Source organism: Paenibacillus sp. 276b, assembly GCF_900107875.1.
GTDB lineage: Bacteria > Bacillota > Bacilli > Paenibacillales > Paenibacillaceae > Paenibacillus > Paenibacillus marchantiae.
In genome coordinates this window covers 76,450-97,289 of record NZ_FNRR01000011.1, presented here as the reverse complement: position 1 = coordinate 97,289, position 20,840 = coordinate 76,450, and the positions used below count along the sequence as shown (strand labels likewise).

The 20,840-nt window shown below is 44.6% G+C and carries 19 protein-coding genes; 9 read left to right on the top strand and 10 right to left on the bottom strand.

Going from position 1 to position 20,840, the window contains the following annotated elements; translation table 11 throughout:
- Positions 1-53: 53 nt before the first annotated feature.
- The gene (locus BLV50_RS30575) at positions 54-1,991 is read right to left on the bottom strand and encodes a serine hydrolase domain-containing protein (RefSeq protein WP_256338086.1); all 1,938 of its coding nucleotides are present in this window, start codon (positions 1,989-1,991) and stop codon (positions 54-56) included.
- 188 nt (positions 1,992-2,179) lie between these two features.
- Here BLV50_RS30575 and BLV50_RS30570 point away from each other — a divergent pair, with 188 nt between their 5' ends.
- The 3 genes from BLV50_RS30570 (at position 2,180) to BLV50_RS30560 (ending at position 4,396) form a co-directional block, all read left to right on the top strand.
- Positions 2,180-2,563, top strand: a complete 384-nt coding sequence (locus BLV50_RS30570; RefSeq protein ID WP_240321529.1) for a DUF6713 family protein — start codon at positions 2,180-2,182, stop codon at positions 2,561-2,563.
- 238 nt (positions 2,564-2,801) lie between these two features.
- Complete coding sequence (locus BLV50_RS30565; RefSeq protein WP_090811815.1) at positions 2,802-3,197, top strand: hypothetical protein; 396 nt, start codon at positions 2,802-2,804, stop codon at positions 3,195-3,197.
- 209 nt (positions 3,198-3,406) lie between these two features.
- Entirely contained in the window at positions 3,407-4,396 is a 990-nt protein-coding gene (locus tag BLV50_RS30560; protein WP_090811813.1) for a DUF4003 family protein, read from the top strand.
- Between the two features lie 96 nt (positions 4,397-4,492).
- Here BLV50_RS30560 and BLV50_RS30555 read toward each other — a convergent pair whose 3' ends face one another.
- Positions 4,493-5,482, bottom strand: coding sequence for a phosphotransferase (locus tag BLV50_RS30555; RefSeq protein WP_090811811.1), 990 nt, complete (start codon positions 5,480-5,482; stop codon positions 4,493-4,495).
- A 249-nt stretch (positions 5,483-5,731) separates the two neighbouring features.
- On the opposite strand from BLV50_RS30555, the gene BLV50_RS30550 reads away from it, so the two are divergent.
- Positions 5,732-6,676, top strand: a complete 945-nt coding sequence (locus tag BLV50_RS30550; protein ID WP_090811808.1) for an alpha/beta hydrolase fold domain-containing protein — start codon at positions 5,732-5,734, stop codon at positions 6,674-6,676.
- A gap of 112 nt (positions 6,677-6,788) precedes the next feature.
- The gene (locus tag BLV50_RS30545) at positions 6,789-7,112 is read left to right on the top strand and encodes a hypothetical protein (protein ID WP_063567125.1); all 324 of its coding nucleotides are present in this window, start codon (positions 6,789-6,791) and stop codon (positions 7,110-7,112) included.
- Between the two features lie 143 nt (positions 7,113-7,255).
- Here BLV50_RS30545 and BLV50_RS30540 read toward each other — a convergent pair whose 3' ends face one another.
- Positions 7,256-7,471, bottom strand: coding sequence for a hypothetical protein (locus BLV50_RS30540; RefSeq protein WP_063567124.1), 216 nt, complete (start codon positions 7,469-7,471; stop codon positions 7,256-7,258).
- A gap of 396 nt (positions 7,472-7,867) precedes the next feature.
- Here BLV50_RS30540 and BLV50_RS30535 point away from each other — a divergent pair, with 396 nt between their 5' ends.
- Complete coding sequence (locus BLV50_RS30535; protein ID WP_090811806.1) at positions 7,868-9,208, top strand: lytic polysaccharide monooxygenase; 1,341 nt, start codon at positions 7,868-7,870, stop codon at positions 9,206-9,208.
- A 158-nt stretch (positions 9,209-9,366) separates the two neighbouring features.
- Here the strand turns inward: BLV50_RS30535 and gnpA are convergent, their stop codons facing one another.
- Complete coding sequence (gene gnpA / locus BLV50_RS30530; protein WP_090811804.1) at positions 9,367-11,541, bottom strand: 1,3-beta-galactosyl-N-acetylhexosamine phosphorylase; 2,175 nt, start codon at positions 11,539-11,541, stop codon at positions 9,367-9,369.
- 13 nt (positions 11,542-11,554) lie between these two features.
- Positions 11,555-12,574, bottom strand: coding sequence for a glycoside hydrolase family 88/105 protein (locus tag BLV50_RS30525; RefSeq protein ID WP_063567121.1), 1,020 nt, complete (start codon positions 12,572-12,574; stop codon positions 11,555-11,557).
- Between the two features lie 172 nt (positions 12,575-12,746).
- Between BLV50_RS30525 and BLV50_RS30520 the strand changes: the two genes are divergently transcribed.
- Complete coding sequence (locus tag BLV50_RS30520; protein ID WP_090811802.1) at positions 12,747-13,691, top strand: AraC family transcriptional regulator; 945 nt, start codon at positions 12,747-12,749, stop codon at positions 13,689-13,691.
- 105 nt (positions 13,692-13,796) lie between these two features.
- On the opposite strand, the gene BLV50_RS30515 is transcribed toward BLV50_RS30520, so the two are convergent.
- From BLV50_RS30515 to lpdA, 4 genes are all read right to left on the bottom strand, one after another.
- Entirely contained in the window at positions 13,797-14,969 is a 1,173-nt protein-coding gene (locus BLV50_RS30515; RefSeq protein ID WP_090811800.1) for a DUF4317 domain-containing protein, read from the bottom strand.
- A gap of 170 nt (positions 14,970-15,139) precedes the next feature.
- Positions 15,140-16,312, bottom strand: a complete 1,173-nt coding sequence (locus BLV50_RS30510; RefSeq protein ID WP_090811798.1) for an ABC transporter permease — start codon at positions 16,310-16,312, stop codon at positions 15,140-15,142.
- Positions 16,296-16,928: a biotin/lipoyl-containing protein gene (locus BLV50_RS30505; protein WP_090811796.1), complete on the bottom strand. Its 633-nt coding sequence runs from the start codon at positions 16,926-16,928 to the stop codon at positions 16,296-16,298. The genes BLV50_RS30510 and BLV50_RS30505 overlap by 17 nt, the downstream gene beginning before the upstream one ends.
- A gap of 223 nt (positions 16,929-17,151) precedes the next feature.
- Positions 17,152-18,555: a dihydrolipoyl dehydrogenase gene (lpdA, locus tag BLV50_RS30500; protein ID WP_090811794.1), complete on the bottom strand. Its 1,404-nt coding sequence runs from the start codon at positions 18,553-18,555 to the stop codon at positions 17,152-17,154.
- Between the two features lie 201 nt (positions 18,556-18,756).
- Here lpdA and BLV50_RS30495 point away from each other — a divergent pair, with 201 nt between their 5' ends.
- Both BLV50_RS30495 and BLV50_RS33865 read left to right on the top strand, forming a co-directional pair.
- The gene (locus BLV50_RS30495; protein ID WP_090811792.1) at positions 18,757-19,326 is read left to right on the top strand and encodes a TetR/AcrR family transcriptional regulator; all 570 of its coding nucleotides are present in this window, start codon (positions 18,757-18,759) and stop codon (positions 19,324-19,326) included.
- Between the two features lie 315 nt (positions 19,327-19,641).
- Positions 19,642-19,722: a putative holin-like toxin gene (locus BLV50_RS33865; RefSeq protein WP_370739116.1), complete on the top strand. Its 81-nt coding sequence runs from the start codon at positions 19,642-19,644 to the stop codon at positions 19,720-19,722.
- Between the two features lie 217 nt (positions 19,723-19,939).
- Here BLV50_RS33865 and BLV50_RS30490 read toward each other — a convergent pair whose 3' ends face one another.
- Entirely contained in the window at positions 19,940-20,647 is a 708-nt protein-coding gene (locus BLV50_RS30490; protein WP_063568180.1) for a DNA alkylation repair protein, read from the bottom strand.
- Positions 20,648-20,840: the final 193 nt, after the last annotated feature.

Here is a 20,840-nt window from a genome sequence, read left to right as displayed (position 1 = left end):
TCAAATGCATGCCTCCAATATATTTCTTCTCCTCTTCCACCTGGGTGGAGGGTTCAACCAAAATGCCAGCCCAACAGATTCCAATGATAGAAAAATAAACATAAGGTTACTGCTGCTAGAGTTACGAACGTATAATACACACGCTTAGGTAACGTCCAATATTTGTTTTTCCATGCCAGAACGTTCATTGTTACGATTGCCACACTCCATCCCACAAGAATCAGAGGCATGAACAGATAAAGACGTAGAGATAGTGGAATATGACTGAGTCGATCGATCAGATCTATGTTCATCACCAGAAGTGTAGCTCCCAAGGTCACCAATGACCACACGGACGTAACTACCGACAGCAGGACTGCCCATTTCTGCGCCCTTGGCATCGCTTTGATTTTGCGTCTACGATAAACAGCTCCCGGTAGTACGGTAATGAACAGAACGGCCGAGATACCGAGCAACGGAAGCCAGAACTTCGATTGATTAATTAACGGGGTTGGTTCCAGTGGCATGGGGTTGAGTATATCCAGAAACAGATACGTGACCTTGCCCTCTGTATCCGTACGGAATCCCATCTGATGCTTGCCGCCGACTTCCTGGAATAGATTCACTCCAATCGGAGTGTATACTTGCTGATCTGCACCACTTCCAATCGACAACCGGTTATCCGAAACTTCAATATTGATCTGAGTCAGAAAACTGAAAAACTTATCGATCTTCGTGTGATTACGACGTGTAAATTGATAGGAACCTGCATATTTCTCCAGAGGCTCCCCCAGTTCAATAGAGGTTGCAGCAGGCTGATTCGTAATATGGGCAGGATAGTAACGATCAAAGAAGGCTTGCGCCAATCCTCCTGCTGCCGTTCCACCGTCCCCTCCACTATAGGAAACAAATATGCCGACTTGTTGGTCTGGTACAAGATAAAGCGCTGTATTAAATAGCTCGTCGGCACCTCCATGAGAGATCACACGCAGTCCATTCATGTTCAACTCATAAAAGCCCAAGTCCATGGCGGGTAAACGTTCGTCAAACTGGAATGCCGGGGAATGCATAAGCCTGGCGGTTTCCGGCTTGAGAATTTGCTTATCCTCATATTGTCCGTCCTGTAAATGGGCAATCATGAAATGAGCCATATCATTCGCCGAGACACTGCCTGATCCTGCAGGTCGGAAGCCACCTTCAAACGTAGGACGCTTGGTTACATACTCGCCATTGGCTCGGGCATATCCAAGTACGGCATAAGGCTTCAACGATGCCGGAACAGGCTCCTCCACCGTAGCATACTTCATGCTCAGCGGATCAAATATATTTTTCTGTATATAGTCATTATAAGCAATGCCACTAACTTCTTCGACGATAAGTCCGGCGAGTGAGGCACCATAGTTGGAATATGCCAGCATCGCGCCTGGAGGCATGACCCGTGCTGGCATATGGTTTGCCATTGTTTCTACAATGGAGACGGGGAGCTTCTCTGGATCAGTGGTAATCTGATATCCAACACCGCCTTCCTCAAAGCCTGCCGTATGGGTCATGAGATGACGTAACGTAATTGGTTCCGCATAGGTTGGTGGTATTTTCACCGTTTTCAGATAGGTGTTAACGTCAGTGTCCAGATCAAGCTTTCCCTCCTCAACCAGCTGCATCACTGCGGTCCATGTGAACAGCTTTGTGGTCGACGCAATCCGAAACAGGCTGGTCTCGGGATCAACGGGTTTATTTTCTTCGATGTTCGAATGTCCGTACCCTTTGGAGAGCAGAATCTTCCCATCCTTCACAATCGAAATGACGGCACCCGGAATCTGTAAAGAATCCATTTGAACATCCATAATCCCATCAATGAATGCTGCTAGCTGTTCTTTGTTATCCAGGTTAACAGCGACTCCCTTCTCTTGTGTACCAGAACTCAATCCGGAAGAGTAAGCCTCTGCTGATACGGGAGCTTTAATCCCTAACCAAGTTGCCCCTAGCGTAGCACCCAACAATACCAGTAACATCATTTTGCAAACCATTTTCCTTATCGACGATGACATAACAAACCTCCACCACTCCGTATATTTTGTGTTGATCACTGTTCCTCGGCTTTCTTTCGAGAGCATATCAAGAACGTATGAACGGAGCGTGAACCTTTTAGTCATTTTTTGCCAAATATAATTAGCTTTAGTAAGATAGGGGAAGGTTTAATATGAAAGGGAGAATTGGGATGCCTGACTTTTTACTAGTCTTATTTTTGTTTAATTTATCTTTATTTCTATTGCACGAAATGGACGCCATTAGACGATCTGAGTGGAAATTGTTTATCGTGCTGAAAGATATGGAAGATGAAAAAGCCTATAAATGCTTCACATTCGTTCACCTACCACTCTACACCGTCATACTCGCACTGCTTTTCAGCTCATATCAAACGATTACGTTCTGGGTGCTGGATATATTTTTCATCATTCATGCGGTACTGCACCTATTTTTCGAAAAACACCCTCGTAATGAATTTAAGAATTCATTTTCCAGATCATTCATTTACCCCATGGGGATTATTGGGGCCATCCATTTGTTAGCGTTATTATTGTAATTTCATTAGATCGTACATTGAGAAATAAGAAACCGTATGACCGCCTAAAGCGGTCATTTTTTGTATACTCTTTTCCGCTATTTACAACTGTATTTTATTGGTATATATTATAGCCGTCAGGAATGTTAACGCTAACATAAACTGAAAAAAGGAGGATGTCTCCATCCATTTTCGAAAAGGTTTTCGTTTTATTGAAATTACCCTTTAAAACATTTCATTTTGAAAGGATGAGGTATCGATGAAAAAACTTAGCAGCACCTTGTTTGTGTTTTTTATGGGCATATCCCTTATGTTTGGCCTGACCGCATCAGCTAATCCCGCCATCGTAAGTTATGGAGGCAGCTATTCCAATACGCTCACTGCTGGTCAAGGATACACCTACATTCTCCCGAATGCCAAAACCACCGGTACAAGCGTAAAAATTACGGCTTCCGCAGCCAATGCACTTCAACTGCACTACTACTGGAGCTACAATAATACGACAATCGATCTGGGGACAGCCATCGTAAACAACAACAATTACACCGGCGGTTCAGCCTACTACAATCCTGGCACTCTGGTCACTGTGGTAGAACGCGTACCCGCGTCCACGACGTTGTACCCTTCCGTATCCTACACGATTTCTTTTAATTAACAAGACAACAAACACAGGGTGTCTATTCTTATATGCATATTCAAATCCACGAATCCTTTCGTTGCAATTAAAATGCACCACTTAGAAGTACAAATTGGAGCCTGCCAAGGATTCCATAAACTTCTGTTGGGGTGCTTTTTTTCTGTGAACGGTGAGGCCCCATTTATAGTAAACTGGAGAAAAGGTCCAATCTCTCGGGAGGTCTGCTTATGCAAGAGCAACATGCTGCACGAGTCGAATTATTCGTTACCAACACTCAGATCATCAAGAAATCATTCAAATGGCAAAATGTGATGATGCACCGTCTGGCGGCCCTACTATATGCAGCGGAAAATAAACAAGCTGATGGCGAAGATATTCGTCAAAGTCATGAATTGATTAAGCAAAACACCAATCTCTTCTCGGCCTTCAGGGGAAATTCGGCGATCAGCATCGCCACCTTGCTCTCGCTTACGACAGATCAGGAAAAGAAACTGGAAGACACTCTCTTTATCTATGATCTGCTGAAAAAAGTGAAATTTCGTACGTCCGATTTTCTGGTTATTGCCGCCTATCAGATTGCAGCTCACGCGGCGCCTGACCAATTCGAGCTTAAGGTCGAACGAGCCAAAGCATTTTATGATCACATGAAAGCCCAACACCGCTTTCTTACCGGACAGGACGACTATATTTTCGCTGCCATGCTGGCCCTTTCCGATCTCGACGTAGAATCCGGTGTGACCCGTATGGAGCAGCTCTATGCAGAATTAAAACCTGAGTTCTCACCGGGCAATAGTGTGCAGGCATTAACGCAGGTGCTGGTCCTAGGCGATGATAATCCGGAGGCGGGGGCTCATGTGATAGCGTTAAATGAGGCATTCCGCAGACGGGGAATACGATTAGACAAAATGTACACCCTGCCGGCTCTGGGAATCCTCTCCTTACTGCCCGCTGACATAGATACGCTAGTAGAACAAGTTGAGGAAACGTATGAATGGTTACGCACACAAAAGGGCTTTGGTGCCTGGTCAATTGACAAACAGGAATTGCTGCTGCTCTCGTCCTCGCTGGTGGCTGTGCAATATGTGGAGGATCTTCGAAACGGCGTCCTGACCACGACGGTCTCCACTAGCATCACCAACATTATCATTGCCCAACAGGCCGCCATGGCCGCTGCTGCAACATCGGCTGCCGTCGTAGCTTCGACTTCATCGAACTAAGTAAAGGTCATGACATGAATCTTACAAAATAAAATAGGCCCTCTGGAACCATCCAGAAGGCCTTCTTCATTTGAATCCAATTGCTGTAAGCCATCACTACTCAACAATTCCCGTATCCCGGAACTCTTCCACGAAACTATTTAACCAATCCGAACCATAATCCAGCGCACCCATATCACTTTCGATAAAAGCAACATCAAGACCCATAACCCAGAATCGGCGAGCAATAATAAAAAGATCAACAGCCTGTTCATCTTCGGCAGAGAAGCTTCTTACCGAACGATATCCTGCCATCAGCGCACTCCATAACACTTCTTTTTGCTCACCAGACTGTCTCTTTCGAGCCTTCACCTGCGCCAGATCGTAGGCACGCCAGCCTTTAGCCGCCCACTCAAAGTCATAATGGATGAACTGATTCCCCTGTTGAAAAGCGTTATTGTTCCCATGCATATCGCCATGGCACAGCCCCTTGTCCAAACCTAGTTTGGATGCGACGCCGATTCTTTCTTTTAACTCTCTAGCAAACGTATGTAGAAATGATGCTGCTTCATTTTTTTCACCGATGTAGTTGATGATTCGTTCAAGAGGCTCGTCAATGAGAAACTTCGTATCCAACTCATATCGCGGCTGCTCCAATACCACTTGGTCCATCGCTTTATGCAGCTCAGCCGCAGACTGACCAAAAGTGTAACACGACTCTTCATCTTCAAGGTTGTTTTCGATACCCTCAATATACCGAAACATCACAGCAACCCGCTTGCCTTCCGCGGCCTCCAACACCGTATATCCAGTATGATCTTTCTTCTCGATGTGTTCTCCAATATCGGTATGTACAGATGAATCTAAAATGCCCTTTAATTGAGATAACAGGGAGAGTTCGTACTGAACATCAACCTCCGTAATTTCAGTACGGTAGACACGAAGAATAAACATACCAGTGGATGTAGTTACCCGGTAGGTATCATTTAACCCTCTCAGCCAAAATAAACATTCTTCCCACGATCCGATGTCATATTGATCACTCAATACAAACTCCAGATATTTAGGGTTGAGCACAGAACGTAAAGCAGTCGCTTGATTGAACATATGTATGCTCCTTCAGTTTGATATGATCATCACTATAGTTACAGATAAATGATCCCTTCATCTATCAACCTATAACATAGTATATTTTTAATTTATTTTCCAGAATATATATTTAATCGGGTGAATCCTTAGCTGAATTCATTTCGCCTCTTTTATGCGCACCAATCACTTTCCCAGCCTTGACCTTGAAGTATACTTCAGGCTTTATACTATAGATATCATACTTTATGGATGAGAGGCGGCGCACAGATGAGTGTGAATATATATAACAAAAAACGCTCTATCAAGAGCTATCTACTAGAAAAATACATCGGAACTTTAGATAGCAAGAAGAATTTATCCACGCGAGAAAACACCCTGAAGCACTTGGAACACTTGGGTGTAGAGAACACTAAGCCTTATGAGCTGGGTAAGGTTAAATTTATCTCTTCAGTAAACGAACGTTTCTTTGAAGACATGCAGGTATTTACTTTGAATGACCAGATGTCTGCTGATCAAAAAGTGATTTTATATATACATGGCGGCGCTCATACACACCAGCCTCTAACCTTTCATTGGAAGTTCATGGACCGCATCGCACAATCGTTGAATGCCAAAGTTATAGCACCCATCTATCCCAAAGTGCCTCATTTCAACTACCAGCATACATATCCAAGACTCTTGAACTTATACCGTGAAATCATTGAATCGATAAAGAGTCCTGCACAACTTACCATTATGGGAGATTCAGCGGGAGGAAATATTTCGCTTAGCTTTGCACATTACATCAAGACGAATCTTCTTCCTCAACCCAAAGATATCATTTTGTTATCTCCATGTGTGGATATGGTTCTGGACAACCCGGTCATATTCGACTATGAGACCCGAGATCCGATGCTGGCTGTGGAAGGCTATGATGTGATTCGGAGAATATGGGCGGCAGATAAAGATCTGGATGATCCACTGATTAGTCCAATCTATGGAGATTTCAAAAGACTCGGAAAGATTACCATTTTCATCGGAACTCATGAAGGTTTATTTCCCGACAACATGAAGCTCGACAAACTGCTTACCGACCAGGGCATTGACCATAATACCTTTGTATATCCCAAAATGAATCATGTCTTTGTGCTTTACCCTATTCCTGAAGCCAAGGATGCAGAGCACAAAATCATTAATATTATTAAGCATGCATCACATGAATTGCATATATGAGACTACTACTGAAAAAAAACCAGAAAAATCATATTCAGCACTTGTAAATTGTATTATTCCGGGTATAATACTCGGTATATAGAAAAGAGTAGCTGACTGGAGTGATAACGCCATGGATTCTTTGACACAAACTTGGGTTAACGATTATTTGGACCTATATAATTATGCCCGTACCATAGAAGACTCGGAATGGGCTGAGGATATTCTCAGGAAGCTTCAAGATCAGAAGGATGCGTTACTGGAGGAAGAACGAAAAGCGATACTGCTCCGTGAGCTGCTTACAAGCTACGACCGAATCAACAAACAACTGGTGGACATTTTCAGCAAGCTGAGAGTCGCTTCAGAAGGTTACCAGACTGAGTCTTTACAGGAGCAATGGTTCAAATTAAAGCTAATGCGAATTGATGTCTCTCGGAAGATTCTTCAACATAAATAAAATAAATAAGAAAAAAAGCCGGTCTGCAGTTCGTCTGCTTAACCCGCCTTGATTAAAGGCTTACTATTCTTTTGATGCGTACAGTCAACTGTTCCACACATATGTAAAGCCCGCCAGCTTTACATGAAATGAATGATCGATAATTACATGGATGCTTTCTTCATGTTGCTCATCATGCCCATCATTGTTGTCATCATTTCGTCGCATTCTTGCATACAGGACATCATTTTATTCATGTCCATGCCTTCCATCATGCTTTTGTCTTCCATGCATTCCATCATCATCTTCATGGATTTCATCTTGCACATCATTTCTTCCATACACATATTCATCATCATGTTCATACACATATTTTCCATTTCAACTTCCTCCTTTCAAATATAGTAAACTTCCTTTTTTTAGCATAAACGATTCCCCACTTAAAAGCAATCTTTTTCCTCTTGCCTTTTCTGTAAAATCGATGTATAATACGCATTTTACTTATCAATCCAGTCGGAAATAAAGGCTTTTGTGGAGAGATGTTCTCTCGCAAAGGCCTTTTTGTATGCCTACCTAAGTCTTAAATAACTGGATTATCTATCAAATTTATCCTTGTTCAGCAAATGTAGGTCCTTTACAATAACTTTAGAAATTCCCGTATATCGATTTCTTTATCAAACGATATCCATATATGGTATATGGCATAGCACTTCCTTAATTACGATATAAGCTCTTACTTGAGTTTATATAAAAAAAATGATACAGGAGGCTATCGAATGTTCAGATTCATTTTACCGTCTTCAAAGCTAGTATTGATTTGCTGTCTGCTGGTGCTTACAACGGTAAGCATGCTGTTCAACAGTCCAAAGGCGTTGTCACATGGTTACGTAGAAGGGCCGGCGAGCCGAGCTGCACTGTGTGCTTCGGGAGTCAATCAAGATTGCGGCAGTATCGTGTATGAACCCCAAAGCCTGGAAGCACCTAAAGGCTTCCCTACTGCAGGACCTACGGACGGCCATATTGCAAGCGCTAACGGCGTCTTCCCTAAGCTCGATGAGCAATCCGCCACACGTTGGTCGAAAGTGAATATGTCTAGTGGCAGTAATACGTTTACTTGGAAGCTGACAGCTAACCATTCAACGGCAAGCTGGAAATATTATATTACGAAAACGAACTGGAATCCGAATGCACCTCTATCCCGTGATTCGTTTGACCTGACACCGTTCTGTTCAGTTCCTTATAATGGCAGCCAACCACCATTTAGCTACACCAACTCATGCAACGTACCCGAACGCAGCGGTTATCATGTCATTCTAGCAGTCTGGGAGGTTGCGGATACTCCCAACGCCTTCTATAATGTCATCGACGTAAACTTCTCCGGGACGAACCCGGTTGATAATGTGGCACCAACACCTCCAACTGCACTTGTGGCAACTGCAACTGCTGCGACCAGTACATCCTTATCGTGGAAGGCTTCATCAGATAATGTAGGCGTAACGGGGTATAAAATTTACAACGGGACTACCTTAATCGGCAATGTGTCCGGCACAACTACAAGCTATACCGTAACAGGGCTGACAGCAAGCACAGCTTATACCTTTACTGTCAAAGCAGTCGACGCAGCAGGCAATGAATCTGCAGCCAGTAATAGTGTAAGCGTTACCACAACTGCACCTCCTGCAAACGACACTACTGCACCTACATCTCCAGGCGGGCTGCATGTGATGGGAGCACCAACCTCCTCCAGCATTCAGCTGATGTGGACGGCATCCACGGATAATGTAGGCGTGACAGGGTACAAAATTTATAACGGCTCTACTTTAGTTACAACGACATCCGGGACGGCAACGTCTTATACGGTAACCAATCTTGAAGCGAACACAACCTACAACTTCTCGGTTTATGCTGTTGATGCAGCAGGTAACCAATCTGCTGCCAGCACAGTCAGCGGTAAAACAGCCGCAGCTGCTACTGCACCTGCATGGGCAGCTAATACTCAATACACAGCGGGTACAATCGTGAGCTACAATAACTTGACGTACAAATGTCTCCTTACACACAAGTCTCAAGTGGATTGGATCCCTTCAGCAACACCAACCCTCTGGCAGCTGCAATAACGGGATTGACTGGAGGATTAGTTAAAAAAAATTCCATTTAGATTCTGATTACAACCATAGCCGGTCCATATTCAGGGGATCGGCTGTGTATTACACCATGCAAAATAAGACGCTTCAGGAATTAGTCCCGAACGTCTTATTGCTTGCTTTTTATGTTTCTATACTGATTTTATTAAGCCAATATGTGTGATCTTGGTGTCATAAGGATCTAATTCCACGGTTTGTTTTCCATACTCGGTATCGATCGTCGTCGTTTGAACCTGACCACTATTGTTAATGACGACCAACATTTTACTCTCCGGATAATAAGCACACTCTGTAAATAAGTTATCCGTAATGTACTTCGTTTCATGAGATTCACGGCCCGTAAAACGAATCAGATTCAGCAGCAACCTTGTGTTCTCCCAACTGAATTCGAATGAAGGCAGGTAGATTCCTTTCCCTTTACCAAAATCATGTGTAGACAATGTAATCATACCATCCGTTTCATCCACCACAGCAGCTGTTCCATCGGTAAGGTATATGTTATTCTTCGGCGCTATTTTTGCCCCTTCCGGCAACAAACCATGCTCATCGCGAGTCTCATATGTCCATTTTCCATGAACCACCCTGGCGCCAGTATCCTCATCCACCCCAAGAACATGTGCCATTCTGAAAAAGCTGTCGTACCCTTCTACCGCCGATGGCTGGTTGATGCCAATAAAAGTACCGCCCTCATACACCCATTGGGTCAGCAGGTCCACACATTGGTGGTCATTCCAATGTTCTCCGCCGCTCCAGGCTGAACCGGCAGAGCCGGCATTGATCACGACATCTATATGTTGCAGCACTCCCTGACGGATATCTTCAAAATCAATGAACTGCACTTCAACCGGTAAGCCTGACAAGGCTTCATTTACATGAATCAAGTCATGCATATACGTTTCATGGAAGTGGCCGGACAACGTCCACGATCTTAGTTTGCCCCAGCTATGCAGAACCGCTACCTTTGTCTTTATTTGATAGGGCTTCCCTTCATGATGCAGCTCTTTTATTTCCCTGAACTCGTCCGCAATCTTCTCGATATAATCGCAAAAGTCCGGGTAAGGCTCAACTAGATGCAGATATCCACCCAACCCAATCCGGTCAATCGGCTCTCTGAGCAAAGCTCGCCTGATATTGATCCAATACTTTTTGGCATCCAGCGTAGGGTCTCCACCCTCCTTAAAGGTCGGAAGCCCCCCTAATCCCACCGGAAACAAGTAGGGATGCAGACGAATCTCATGGGTATCCACGTTGACACCTGAACACATCCTCGCCTCATAACCGGAAAACACACATTTAATCATCCCATCGAATCCAAACTCCTGAAAGCGGTCATTATAAGGCTCCATGCCAACCCAGCTATCATCATAGAAGACATACGCCAGCTTGCCGTGGTTATGCACGATATCAATTAACTTCTTCCCAAATTCGATGACAAAATCATTGATAAACGCCATCCAGTCCAGCTTGCGCTGCTGCGCCGGAATATGACTCACGCGATATTTGCCGCCATTCACAAAATCCTCAGCCGAGAGTGAATACCCATATTTTTGAGCAAACAGATCCAACGCTCTCGAACTTACCGTGAAATCGTATGAACCCCAGTCCGAGAAGAGATAGCGATTACGCTCGTCGCTGCCCCAGATCCAGGCGAAATTATAAAACAATGAGGTGAAACGAACCACCGTTGTTTCCTGATGCTGCTGACACCAATCCTCCATCCATTCCAGCAGATATGTCTGCGTTTCCGAATAGATCGGATCAATTTGCATCAAGTGCTCCTTGTCCCAATGGTTTGTGGTGTGATTGTACATCGAGATCTCTTCCCAGATCCGATAGGCCATGAAGCTTACCGTGTATTTATGCCAAGGAACGATGCCGGTAATGACTACATGGCCGGATTCCCTCTCATAATTCCACTGTCCTCTTGGCACTTCCTCCCCGGTTGTCCGGTCAAAGACCTGCCAATACTTAAAGGCTTCTTTGGAATCATTCACCTTGAATTGTTCAGCAAAAAAATCCTCCATCAGATAGAACGATACATAATCTTGTACAGCTACCTTCGGATTCGTAATTAAAAAACATTGCTGGAGCTTATCTTGATTTTGGGATGCCCACTCGTTATGATCCCGGATGATGCAGATGGTCGAATAAATACCATACCCCGCGTTAATAATCTCATCGGATAATTGTGTGCCGTCACTGTCACGAATGACATCGGCCCCCCACCGTTCGGCAAGTTCCAAAGTCAGTGCCTCATAACCGGATTCGCCGGGTAGTGTAAAGGAGCCTTTGATTAGTTTGGACAACTTGGTTCCCTCCCTATTTCAACATGTCGGACAGGAAAGCGAGCGCCAGGCCCTGACCCCAGCCCTGAATCCAGTCTTTTGGAATATTCCGATATCCATCCCGATCCTTCATCACCGCCGTACCACCCGATACACCAAGCACACGTCCATCTTCACTAATGTTGTTCAGGATGCCTTCCAATGCCTTTTGAACGTATTTGGTATGGAGCGGATTACCATTATTGATCATGGCTGCTGCAATACCAGCGGAAGCCGACACCTCTTCATACGACTGCTCGTCATCCAGAACTGTCCGCCACAAGCCATTCTCCGTCTGCACGAGCTTCAGAGCTGCCAGTTGATCCCGCAGCGAACACTCCACGTCCATACACTGTGGATACAGATACCAGTCCTTCAACTGTGGTTTTACTTGCGACATGGTGTAAGCACCCCAAGCGTTTGCTCTTCCCCAATACAATCCAGACATATGGTCCTTGTTAACGTTATTGTAGCCGTGGTACCAGAAACCACTACTCGGATCTTGCAAGTATTTGATATGCCAGTAATATTGATTAAGGGCATCCTGGATCATATCCTGATCCTTTAATTTGCTTCCTACACGGAGCAGGAAAAATGCCGCCATAAACAAGGTATCCGCCCATGCCTGCTCGGGAAAATCATTGGAAATGGATACGGTATGCTGCAGCACGTTATCTCCGAATCTGAGCGCATGATTTTGTAGATAATCCACCTTGCTCATTACAATATCCCAATATTTTTGGTTCCCTGTTTCTTCATATAAAGTAATCAGCATATGGCCCATGGCACATGTATTTACGGTCCAGTCCGGCAAGCCCAGCTCGATGTATTCATCCGCCCATTGGACAAGCCTGTCCAAATACTCTTGATTCCCGGTCGTTTGGTAAGCTCTGGATACACCATAATATGCCACACCGCAAGGCCAATCCCACGTCAAATCCATCGCCAGTGTTTTTTTCGTAACGTTATCAATAACGTTTAAAATTTCTTCCCTGTCATATTTCACTTGAAGCATCGGTGATTCCCCTCTCGTAGCGCACATGCCCCCAAATGCGCTTGAGAGCTGTCCGTCCTTGGTTTGAAAACGCTTTACTTATTCCATTGTACGCAGTAAAATAGTGTCAATCTAAGCATATTCGCAACAAAACTGCGCAATTTCAATCATTTATGAATGGGAGTTATCGAATGTGCCCAGAAAAAAGCAGCCTATTATTGAATACCGCCACTATAGCTTGCCGATCCATTTTCCTATTCTGCTGTTAAGCGGTGAACGCTGGAAAATATCCGATATCAAAAGTGAACATCTTCATTTTCACAACCATCTGGAGATTGGTATTTGCCATTCAGATAGCGGCATTATGGAGATCAAAGGTGAATCTGTACCTTTTAAAGCCGGCGATGTAACCTTTATCCCCAGATATCTTCCTCATACAACGTATAGTTCACCCAATGAAGCCAGCTTATGGTCTTATCTCTTTTTCTCGCCCGAGGACCTCTTTCAACAATCGTTTAAAAAAAGTGCCTACAGTAACTTTGAGCCCAATTTGAGGGCAATTAAGGGATTGAACTGCATTTTAAATAGAGAGGAACATCCAAGGATCTATACCCTTGCGACATCTGTGGTAGAGGAATTAAAGCAGAAAAATCCTTTTTATCAGGAAAGTGCCTATGGCTTATTGTTATCCCTTTATATCGAACTCCTGCGAATCCATTCCCGGAATGAACCCTTGGCAGATCAAGAAACGCAGCATAATCTAAAAGGTGATCTTGTTATTTCTCCGGTTCTGGAGTATATCACCAAAAACTATATGTCGCCCATTACCATCGATTTTCTCGCTGATCTGTGCCACCTAAGCACCACCCATTTTCGCAGGAAATTTCATGACATTATGGGAACGGCACCTCTGGATTTCCTAAACAGCACACGGATTGAAGAAGCTTGCAAGCAATTAAAAAGCACGAACGCTTCCATTCTTTCAATCTCCGAACAAGTCGGTTTTCAGTCCATTTCCAGCTTCAACCGCTGCTTCTCCAGACTTATGGGGAAATCGCCGAAAGAATGGCGCAAAGACGCACAGTCCGAAGTGCAATCTGCGAAAGCCTCCATTTTGGAGTTTACGGGGTGGATGTAGGGAAGGGATATCTGCGATAGAGTTTATAGGCAAATAAAAGACGCTTCGGGAGCGAGTCTCGAGCGTCTTCTTTGAACTGAAATGTTTAGTTAATTACTATGCTAACTACAGTACCTCTGTCGTAAGCGTGAACCCTTCAATGACGACATCTTCGTCAACTTCAATCATGATACACCGTCTGCCTTGAAAATTCACTTGTTTCACATATCTCAAATCTTGTGGGCTAACCGAAATCGTAGCAACTTTGGTTTCAATCTTAATGGACTTGGACGTAAACTTCGGCATAACACTGGTCGCTTTCATTTCATAATTCTTGTTGTCGACGATGGTTTCAAATGCCCGTTCCACTTTCTCCGACGTCAGGTCCTCTATACCGCTTGCTGTCAGCACACGTTCCAGATCTTTATAATCGAGCTTCGGAGGTTCTTCTTCATGTGACTCTTCGTTAATTTCGATGACCCGGTTGATCTCCTCGTACACATGTGCAATTGTGGCTGAGTCGAGCTGTTCACCGGCCACTTCCTTCACGATATCTTCGAAGATCGCCCGTTCTTCCAGTGCTGTCACAGACCTTTCTCCATTCAATACATTTTCGACAAAATGCGGATCCGGGAAATTGGATTTACCTGTGCAATATAGAACACGATTTACATCGGAGTAGTTGTCCGTTACGCTCGGGTACAGGAAACCCTGCTCCGGTGTGCTTAATTTGACAACCGGATCTACAATGACATTGTATTTAAATTCTCTCTCCACGTAATCAAACAAGAGCGTTTTCCGCTGCTTCTCCGTGGAATTCACACTGCACAGAATGAATGGATGTGCGAACACTTCGTTTTTCTCGCTTTCTTCCGCTTCATCGTTCCGAGCCTTGGTTGGCAAGTAATACTGTCCACGAACAAACGTGATCACCATATCCCGTTCATACTTGGCATCCACCAACATTCTTTCCACCAATAGCAACATCAGGTCCTGCCATTCCTCCGGATCTCCTGTTACCAGTGCTTGGTGAAGCATCACCTGAGCCGGCTCCTCCGCTTGCTCCTGGAACTTCAGCTCAAACAATTTCTGATCCAGCTCACCCGTCAGCAATTTTTTGAAATTGCCCATGTACAGTTCCTGTTTCTCTCTATCCACCAGCTCAAACGGATGGCGTTCCCAATGATAGATCTCGTTCGTTTCTTTCGTAATATACACGTTGAGAATATCGTAAATATTCAGTAAATCATGATCCATCTTAAACTGTTTGCGTATATGCGCGACTTCTTTTTTATTCATGATTCGTTAGACAACTCCTCAAGTAAATTGGCCTTACAAGTATAAACGATATAAAAAACCTTCGCTAGAAGGACCTTTATCGTTATATGTCATCTACAAAATAAACAAGAAAGACGCATCAGGAATGATTCCCGTGCGTCTGTTTTTCGATTCACTGCTTATCTTTTCAATTAACTGCTGCTCGGCAACATATCTGCATTCAAAAGTGGTTCACGGCTGGGAGACACTTTGCTCCCTTCACGCAAAAACAGTAACCCCATGAACAAGGACACAACGCCAATAATAATTAGCAATGCCCCCAACTCCTGACTGTAGGCTGTAAGCGCTCCGTCCCGAAAAGCCATTCCACGAATCAGGCGGTTAAGCCAGTTCATTGGTAGTGCCCATGCGAAAATTTGAAACGGTTCTGGAAACGCCAGCGGCGTTAGTTGAATTCCCGTTGCCAGAAAGGAAGGATACAATACAAAGCTGGTTCGTAGGTTGACTTTGGATATGTCTTTGGCTGTGTATCCAATCAACATACCCAGAAGTGACAAGGCGAAGGCATAAATAACCAATGGGATGATAAAAAGATAAGGCTCCGCTTCAAAACGCATTCCCCCCACCTGCTTTAACAATCCATAGGATAGGAGCAGCGATAGGGAGCTCAACACAGCGTACGGCACACTCCTAACCCATAGCTGGAAAGGTGACCTTCCGTTTGTAAATAACTCCCCTTCCTGACGAAGCCGAGGTGCAATCGAGCCCGCTGCACTTGTTGTAATCATCAATACTACGATATTCACAAATCCTAGTACCATAAAACCGACATAACTGGAGGTTGGATTAAACAGCATCCTTTGCTGAAGCGAGATCGGCGACACGATTCCTTTAGCCGTTTCGGCATCCATCCCTTTCTGGATTAGACGTGTCATGGAAAGGGTCATATTTTCCGTCTGGATGATCTCCTGAATCGCGGTCCGGATTCCGGTTAGCCCCGAGGGCATTGTGTTATCCATCAAGATGCCGATATTCGTCGATTTCCCTTGTTGTTGACGTAATCCCAATTGATTGGGAAGCATAATGACCGCTACAGCCTGCTCATTGGCAAGCAATGTTTCCGGACTCATTCGGCTCGCATATACGCTTTTGACGCTCATATATTGCGAGGCATTTATTTTGGAGATCAACTGCCGTGAATATTCGCTATGATCCTCATCAATGACCACAACTGGCGATTTGCTAATTTGATTCTGCGAGAACATTAAACCAAAGAATAAGGCTGCAATAAGCGGGCCGATAAAAATCAATCGAACATACTTACTTCCCGATACGTACTTCCACTCGTCAATCAGTGATTTCATCAAGTTTCACCTCTGCTGTCATCCCGGGAAGCAAATCAGCATTCGAATCCATCGATATTCGGACCAGAAACATACTTAAATCGGCTTGCCCTTTTTCCCGTGACATGCGCAAGCTCGCAAATTGTGGGGCAGATGAGATGGAAGTAACAACTCCACTCACCTGTGTTGGCTGATCCAAATAGGGAAAATGAACATCAATGGCTTGATTCACTTCAAGCTTTTGAACTTCACTTTCCTGGATGTAGAGGTCCGTATAGTAATTTTTCTTTTGCAGAACCGCCAGCGGCACTCCTGCTTGTACTTGATCTCCCTGCTTTACAGCAACTCGGTCAACCAAACCATCATACGGTGCGAGTACATCCACATCTCTTTCCCCAGCTGACTTCACTTTGAATAGCACCTCTCCCTTCTTCACGGAGCCACCTGCAGACGCACCCGCCTCTACAATGGCCCCAGGACTATTCTGATAAAACAACGTCGTTTGCTCTGCCTCAAGCATGCCTTGTTTCCTGCTCTCGGCCTGACTTACAGCATCCTTCCCTTTAACAGCCAGAAGTGAACCTCCAACAATAAACACCATCGCAATTCCCATATACAGACCTGCTTTTATCTTCATTCTTTCATCTCTCCCATTCCCAATCCTCGTGTATATAAGTTGAACTAAAAATTATTTACACTGGAAACTCCGATGACAGAACAACCTTCCGATCGCTGTTATCCCCAGATTTTTTTGATTCCTTTTATAAATGGTAAATCCAGTGATAAAGGCGAACGCTCCGCTTCTTCAGGTTCTTTCTGTCCTCTCCGTTTCGTGTAAATGTTTAGTTCAATTTATATGGTTAAATTTGCTGCGTATTTTTAGTTCTCATTATCATTTTGGTGACCGCGTTCTCGGCAGCCTCCATAATCACTTCTCCCAAAGTGGGATGAGGGTGAATCGTCATGGCCAGATCTTCTACGGTTGCACCCATCTCAATTGCAAGTGTGAGCTCCGATATCAGTGTGGATGCCTCCACGCCAACGATTTGCGCACCAATGACAATTCCCGAGGTTGGTTCAGCTACAATTTTTACAAATCCTTCGGTTTCCCTTAATGCCAATGCTCTTCCGTTGATCCCAAAAAAAGATTTTCCGATAACCACCGGAATGGCCTGTGCTTTGGCTTGCGTCTCACTTACTCCAACACTGGATAGCTCCGGATCAGAAAAGACGACAAGCGGGATCACCTTATAATCCACTTTGGAGGTAAGACCCGCAATGGCCTCTGCTGCTACTTTTGCTTCATAGGAGGCCTTGTGAGCGAGTGCCGGACCAGCCGTAATATCTCCAATGGCATAAATGTGCGGAATAACCGTCCTGCACTGTTCATCCGTCTCAATCAGTCCCTTGTTCGTTACGGACACACCTATGCGTTCCAGTCCTAACTGGCCGTCTGTATTGGGTTTCCTGCCGATTGTGACCAATACATATTCCGCCGTGACTTGGTGCTGCTCTTGATTTTTCGAATAATGCAGTGTAATGGAATCAGCCTTCTGCTCCACCTTTTCAGCAATCGCTCCGGTTACGATGTGGATGCCATCCGCCTTCAATTGTTTGACTACAGGTGCTGCAAGTTCCGCCTCGAATCCGGGCAATACTTGTGCTCCTCCCTCCAGAATCGTCACCTTTGTTCCGAATTTGGCATACATCTGTCCAAGCTCCACACCAATATACCCTCCGCCGATCACAACCAGACTACTCGGAACCTCCTGCAGAGACAGTGCTTCTGTGGAAGACAAGATACGACCTCCAACTGGAAATGCTGGCAGTTCAATTGGACGAGACCCCGTTGCCAGTATGAGGTTTTTAAAAGAAATGATTTGCTCCTGTCCAGCTTGCTGGATCATCGCTGTGTGCTCATCCATCAGACTGGCCTCGCCCTCAAGAATGGTCACATTCGCAGTCTTTAACAAATAGTGGACGCCACCTGCCTGTTTATTCACAACCCCCTGCTTGAAATGCTGAGCAATCTTAAATGTCGCTGCCGCGTCAGCTTGATTGAACTGTCTGAACAAATCATGGCGATGTGATTCCGCAATTAATGCCTTGGATGGTATGCAACCCACATGCGTGCAGACCCCGCCGAGCTGTTTACGTTCGACGATTGCCGTCTTCATCCCCAGTTGCGAAGAACGAAGCGCCGCCACATATCCTCCCGGACCTGATCCAATAACTAACGTATCTACTGATTCAAGTTTACTCATGTCCTGATACCTCCCGATTTGAAGCCGATTTAAAATATGATGATCGTAATATATTATAACCATCATATTTTAAGGCAGTCAACAACCGTATTTGGCCCTTTTGTAAATCAAAAGACATCCAGTCGACAAATTGACAGGCTTTATTATGATGACTATAATATTTTAAAAAAGCAGAATGATGAAACTATGGAGTGAATGATAATGCCCTATCCCAAAGGCCATAAAATAAAAGTACGAGGTAAAATTGTTGAGAGTGCGGCTCGGGCTTTTCGTACCAATGGTATTCAGGACGTCAGTGTACCGTTCATTATGAAGGGAGCCGGATTAACTCATGGAGGGTTTTATTCACACTTTGACAACAAGGAACAGTTGGTCGCCGAAGCCTGTGAATATGCCATTAGCGATACCATCGCACTTCTTCAGAAAGTCGCGGATCAGGAAGAGCAGAACCCAAAAATCAATACAGTCATCGATTATTATCTCAGTCCCTATCACCGCGACAAAACGGAAATGAGCTGCATTTTCCCTGCCCTTTCCGGCGAAATATCCCGCTCTTCCGAAGAGGTTAGGCAGGTATTCACTCATGAACTGGAGCGGATGGTCACTTTTATCTCCAATCTGGCAGATATGGATGTATCCAAAAGTCGTGCACTGTTTAGTACATTAGTCGGCTCGCTTGTTCTTGCACGCTCTGTTAATGATCCTGAACTAAGCGACAGCTTTCTCGCGGCGGGCAGGCAGCAAGCCAAAGAAATGGTTAGAAGTAATTAAAAAGTAAACGCTCCGGGCCCTTATAAAATGCGTAACTTTGATGCTGTTTAATTTTTGTTATTCAGCAGTAAACACAAAAAACACGCCTATAAATGGCGTGTTTTCTCTTATTTGTTTTCAACTAAATAATGCTTCATACTAGCCACCGTAATGCTCTTTTCGCATTCACTGTACTGGGGAATTATCATGCCAAGACTTTTATGAAAACGAATATTGTTCATCTATTAGCTCCAAGAAAAATATGGTATACTCACAGAGCAATGGAAAGGCTTATATGGGCGGTCGGCTAATCTCCCGGAAGGGAGGTGATGCCTTGTGACAGTATTTGAAGCAATTATGCTAATGCTTACCTTCGGTTTGCTGATTGTAGCGCTGCTGTCCAATAAAGACAAATAGACCGCCCTCTGGCTAAGGGATGCGGTCTATTTGGTCGTTACCCTGCTTGTTAAGCCCACCGCCCTTAAAAGCGGCTATTGCATCAGTGAGTCGTGTTAGCGCACGGCTCTCTTTGCATTATAAGCTGTTTCTGTCCTTATTATAACATGGTGATTGTGGATTTCAATTCACAGATTCGGACGTTCCCTATGCCAAAACTGACGATAAGGCGAAAGCGTCAGCACCTTACATATTTACGTTTGAACCCAGTTCGCCCTTTTTCCACTGCCTTTTGAATATTTTCGGAAGCTTGCAGGAACTTGCTCTTAGGTTTGTCCTTGTCGACTTCAACAGGTCCCACGGCCTTGGCTGTCTCCACGGCCTGGTCGTGCAGCGGTTGATAGGATGTCGCGACGGTGTAAAGGAAGTTGTTCATCGAATATTTCGTTCGTTCCGGAGATTCGTGAATCGTCTTTTTTACCTGTTCGAGCATCTCCATCATTTTATTTTCGGAGAATTCGCTATCCGGTCGGCTACCGAGTAACCAGCAATAACAGCTCCAGCCTGCAGACATTTTCAATTCATCCCCGCTCGCAATCCACTTGTCCGAAACCGCTTGGGCAATATCTGTCTCTGCCAGCGTGACGGATACGATGAAGTCAGAGATCATGTAAAAATAAGCAGCATCAATCCAACGGTCAAAATCAGCTTCCGTCATCGCTTGGGGATCGGCTATCACACCAGCAAAATACATGGCATCATAGTTTCCCGTAGCGTAAAGCAGCTCAGCCAAAGGCTGATCCTTTTTTATTTTCTTGGCGATTGGTTTCATCGCTCCAGTAGCTACTCCAAAAAGCGGTTCGTGTGCACCATTGGACATATATATTTTCTTTGTTCGTTCTTTCCCTAGCGCTTCTAGCTCATGCATAACCTCTTCCAAATTCATTTTGTAAAACTCTCCTTTTTCATAGGATATATACATTTCTAATTTGTCGTTTAGAGGGAATACAACTGCCAAGATGATCCGTACAACAATTTCATTTTCATTGTATCACAGCCTGTTGTCACGCTATACATCCAGATTCCACTAAATTCACTCCCATTCCAACCTCACCAATGATGCTAACAACTCCTTTCTC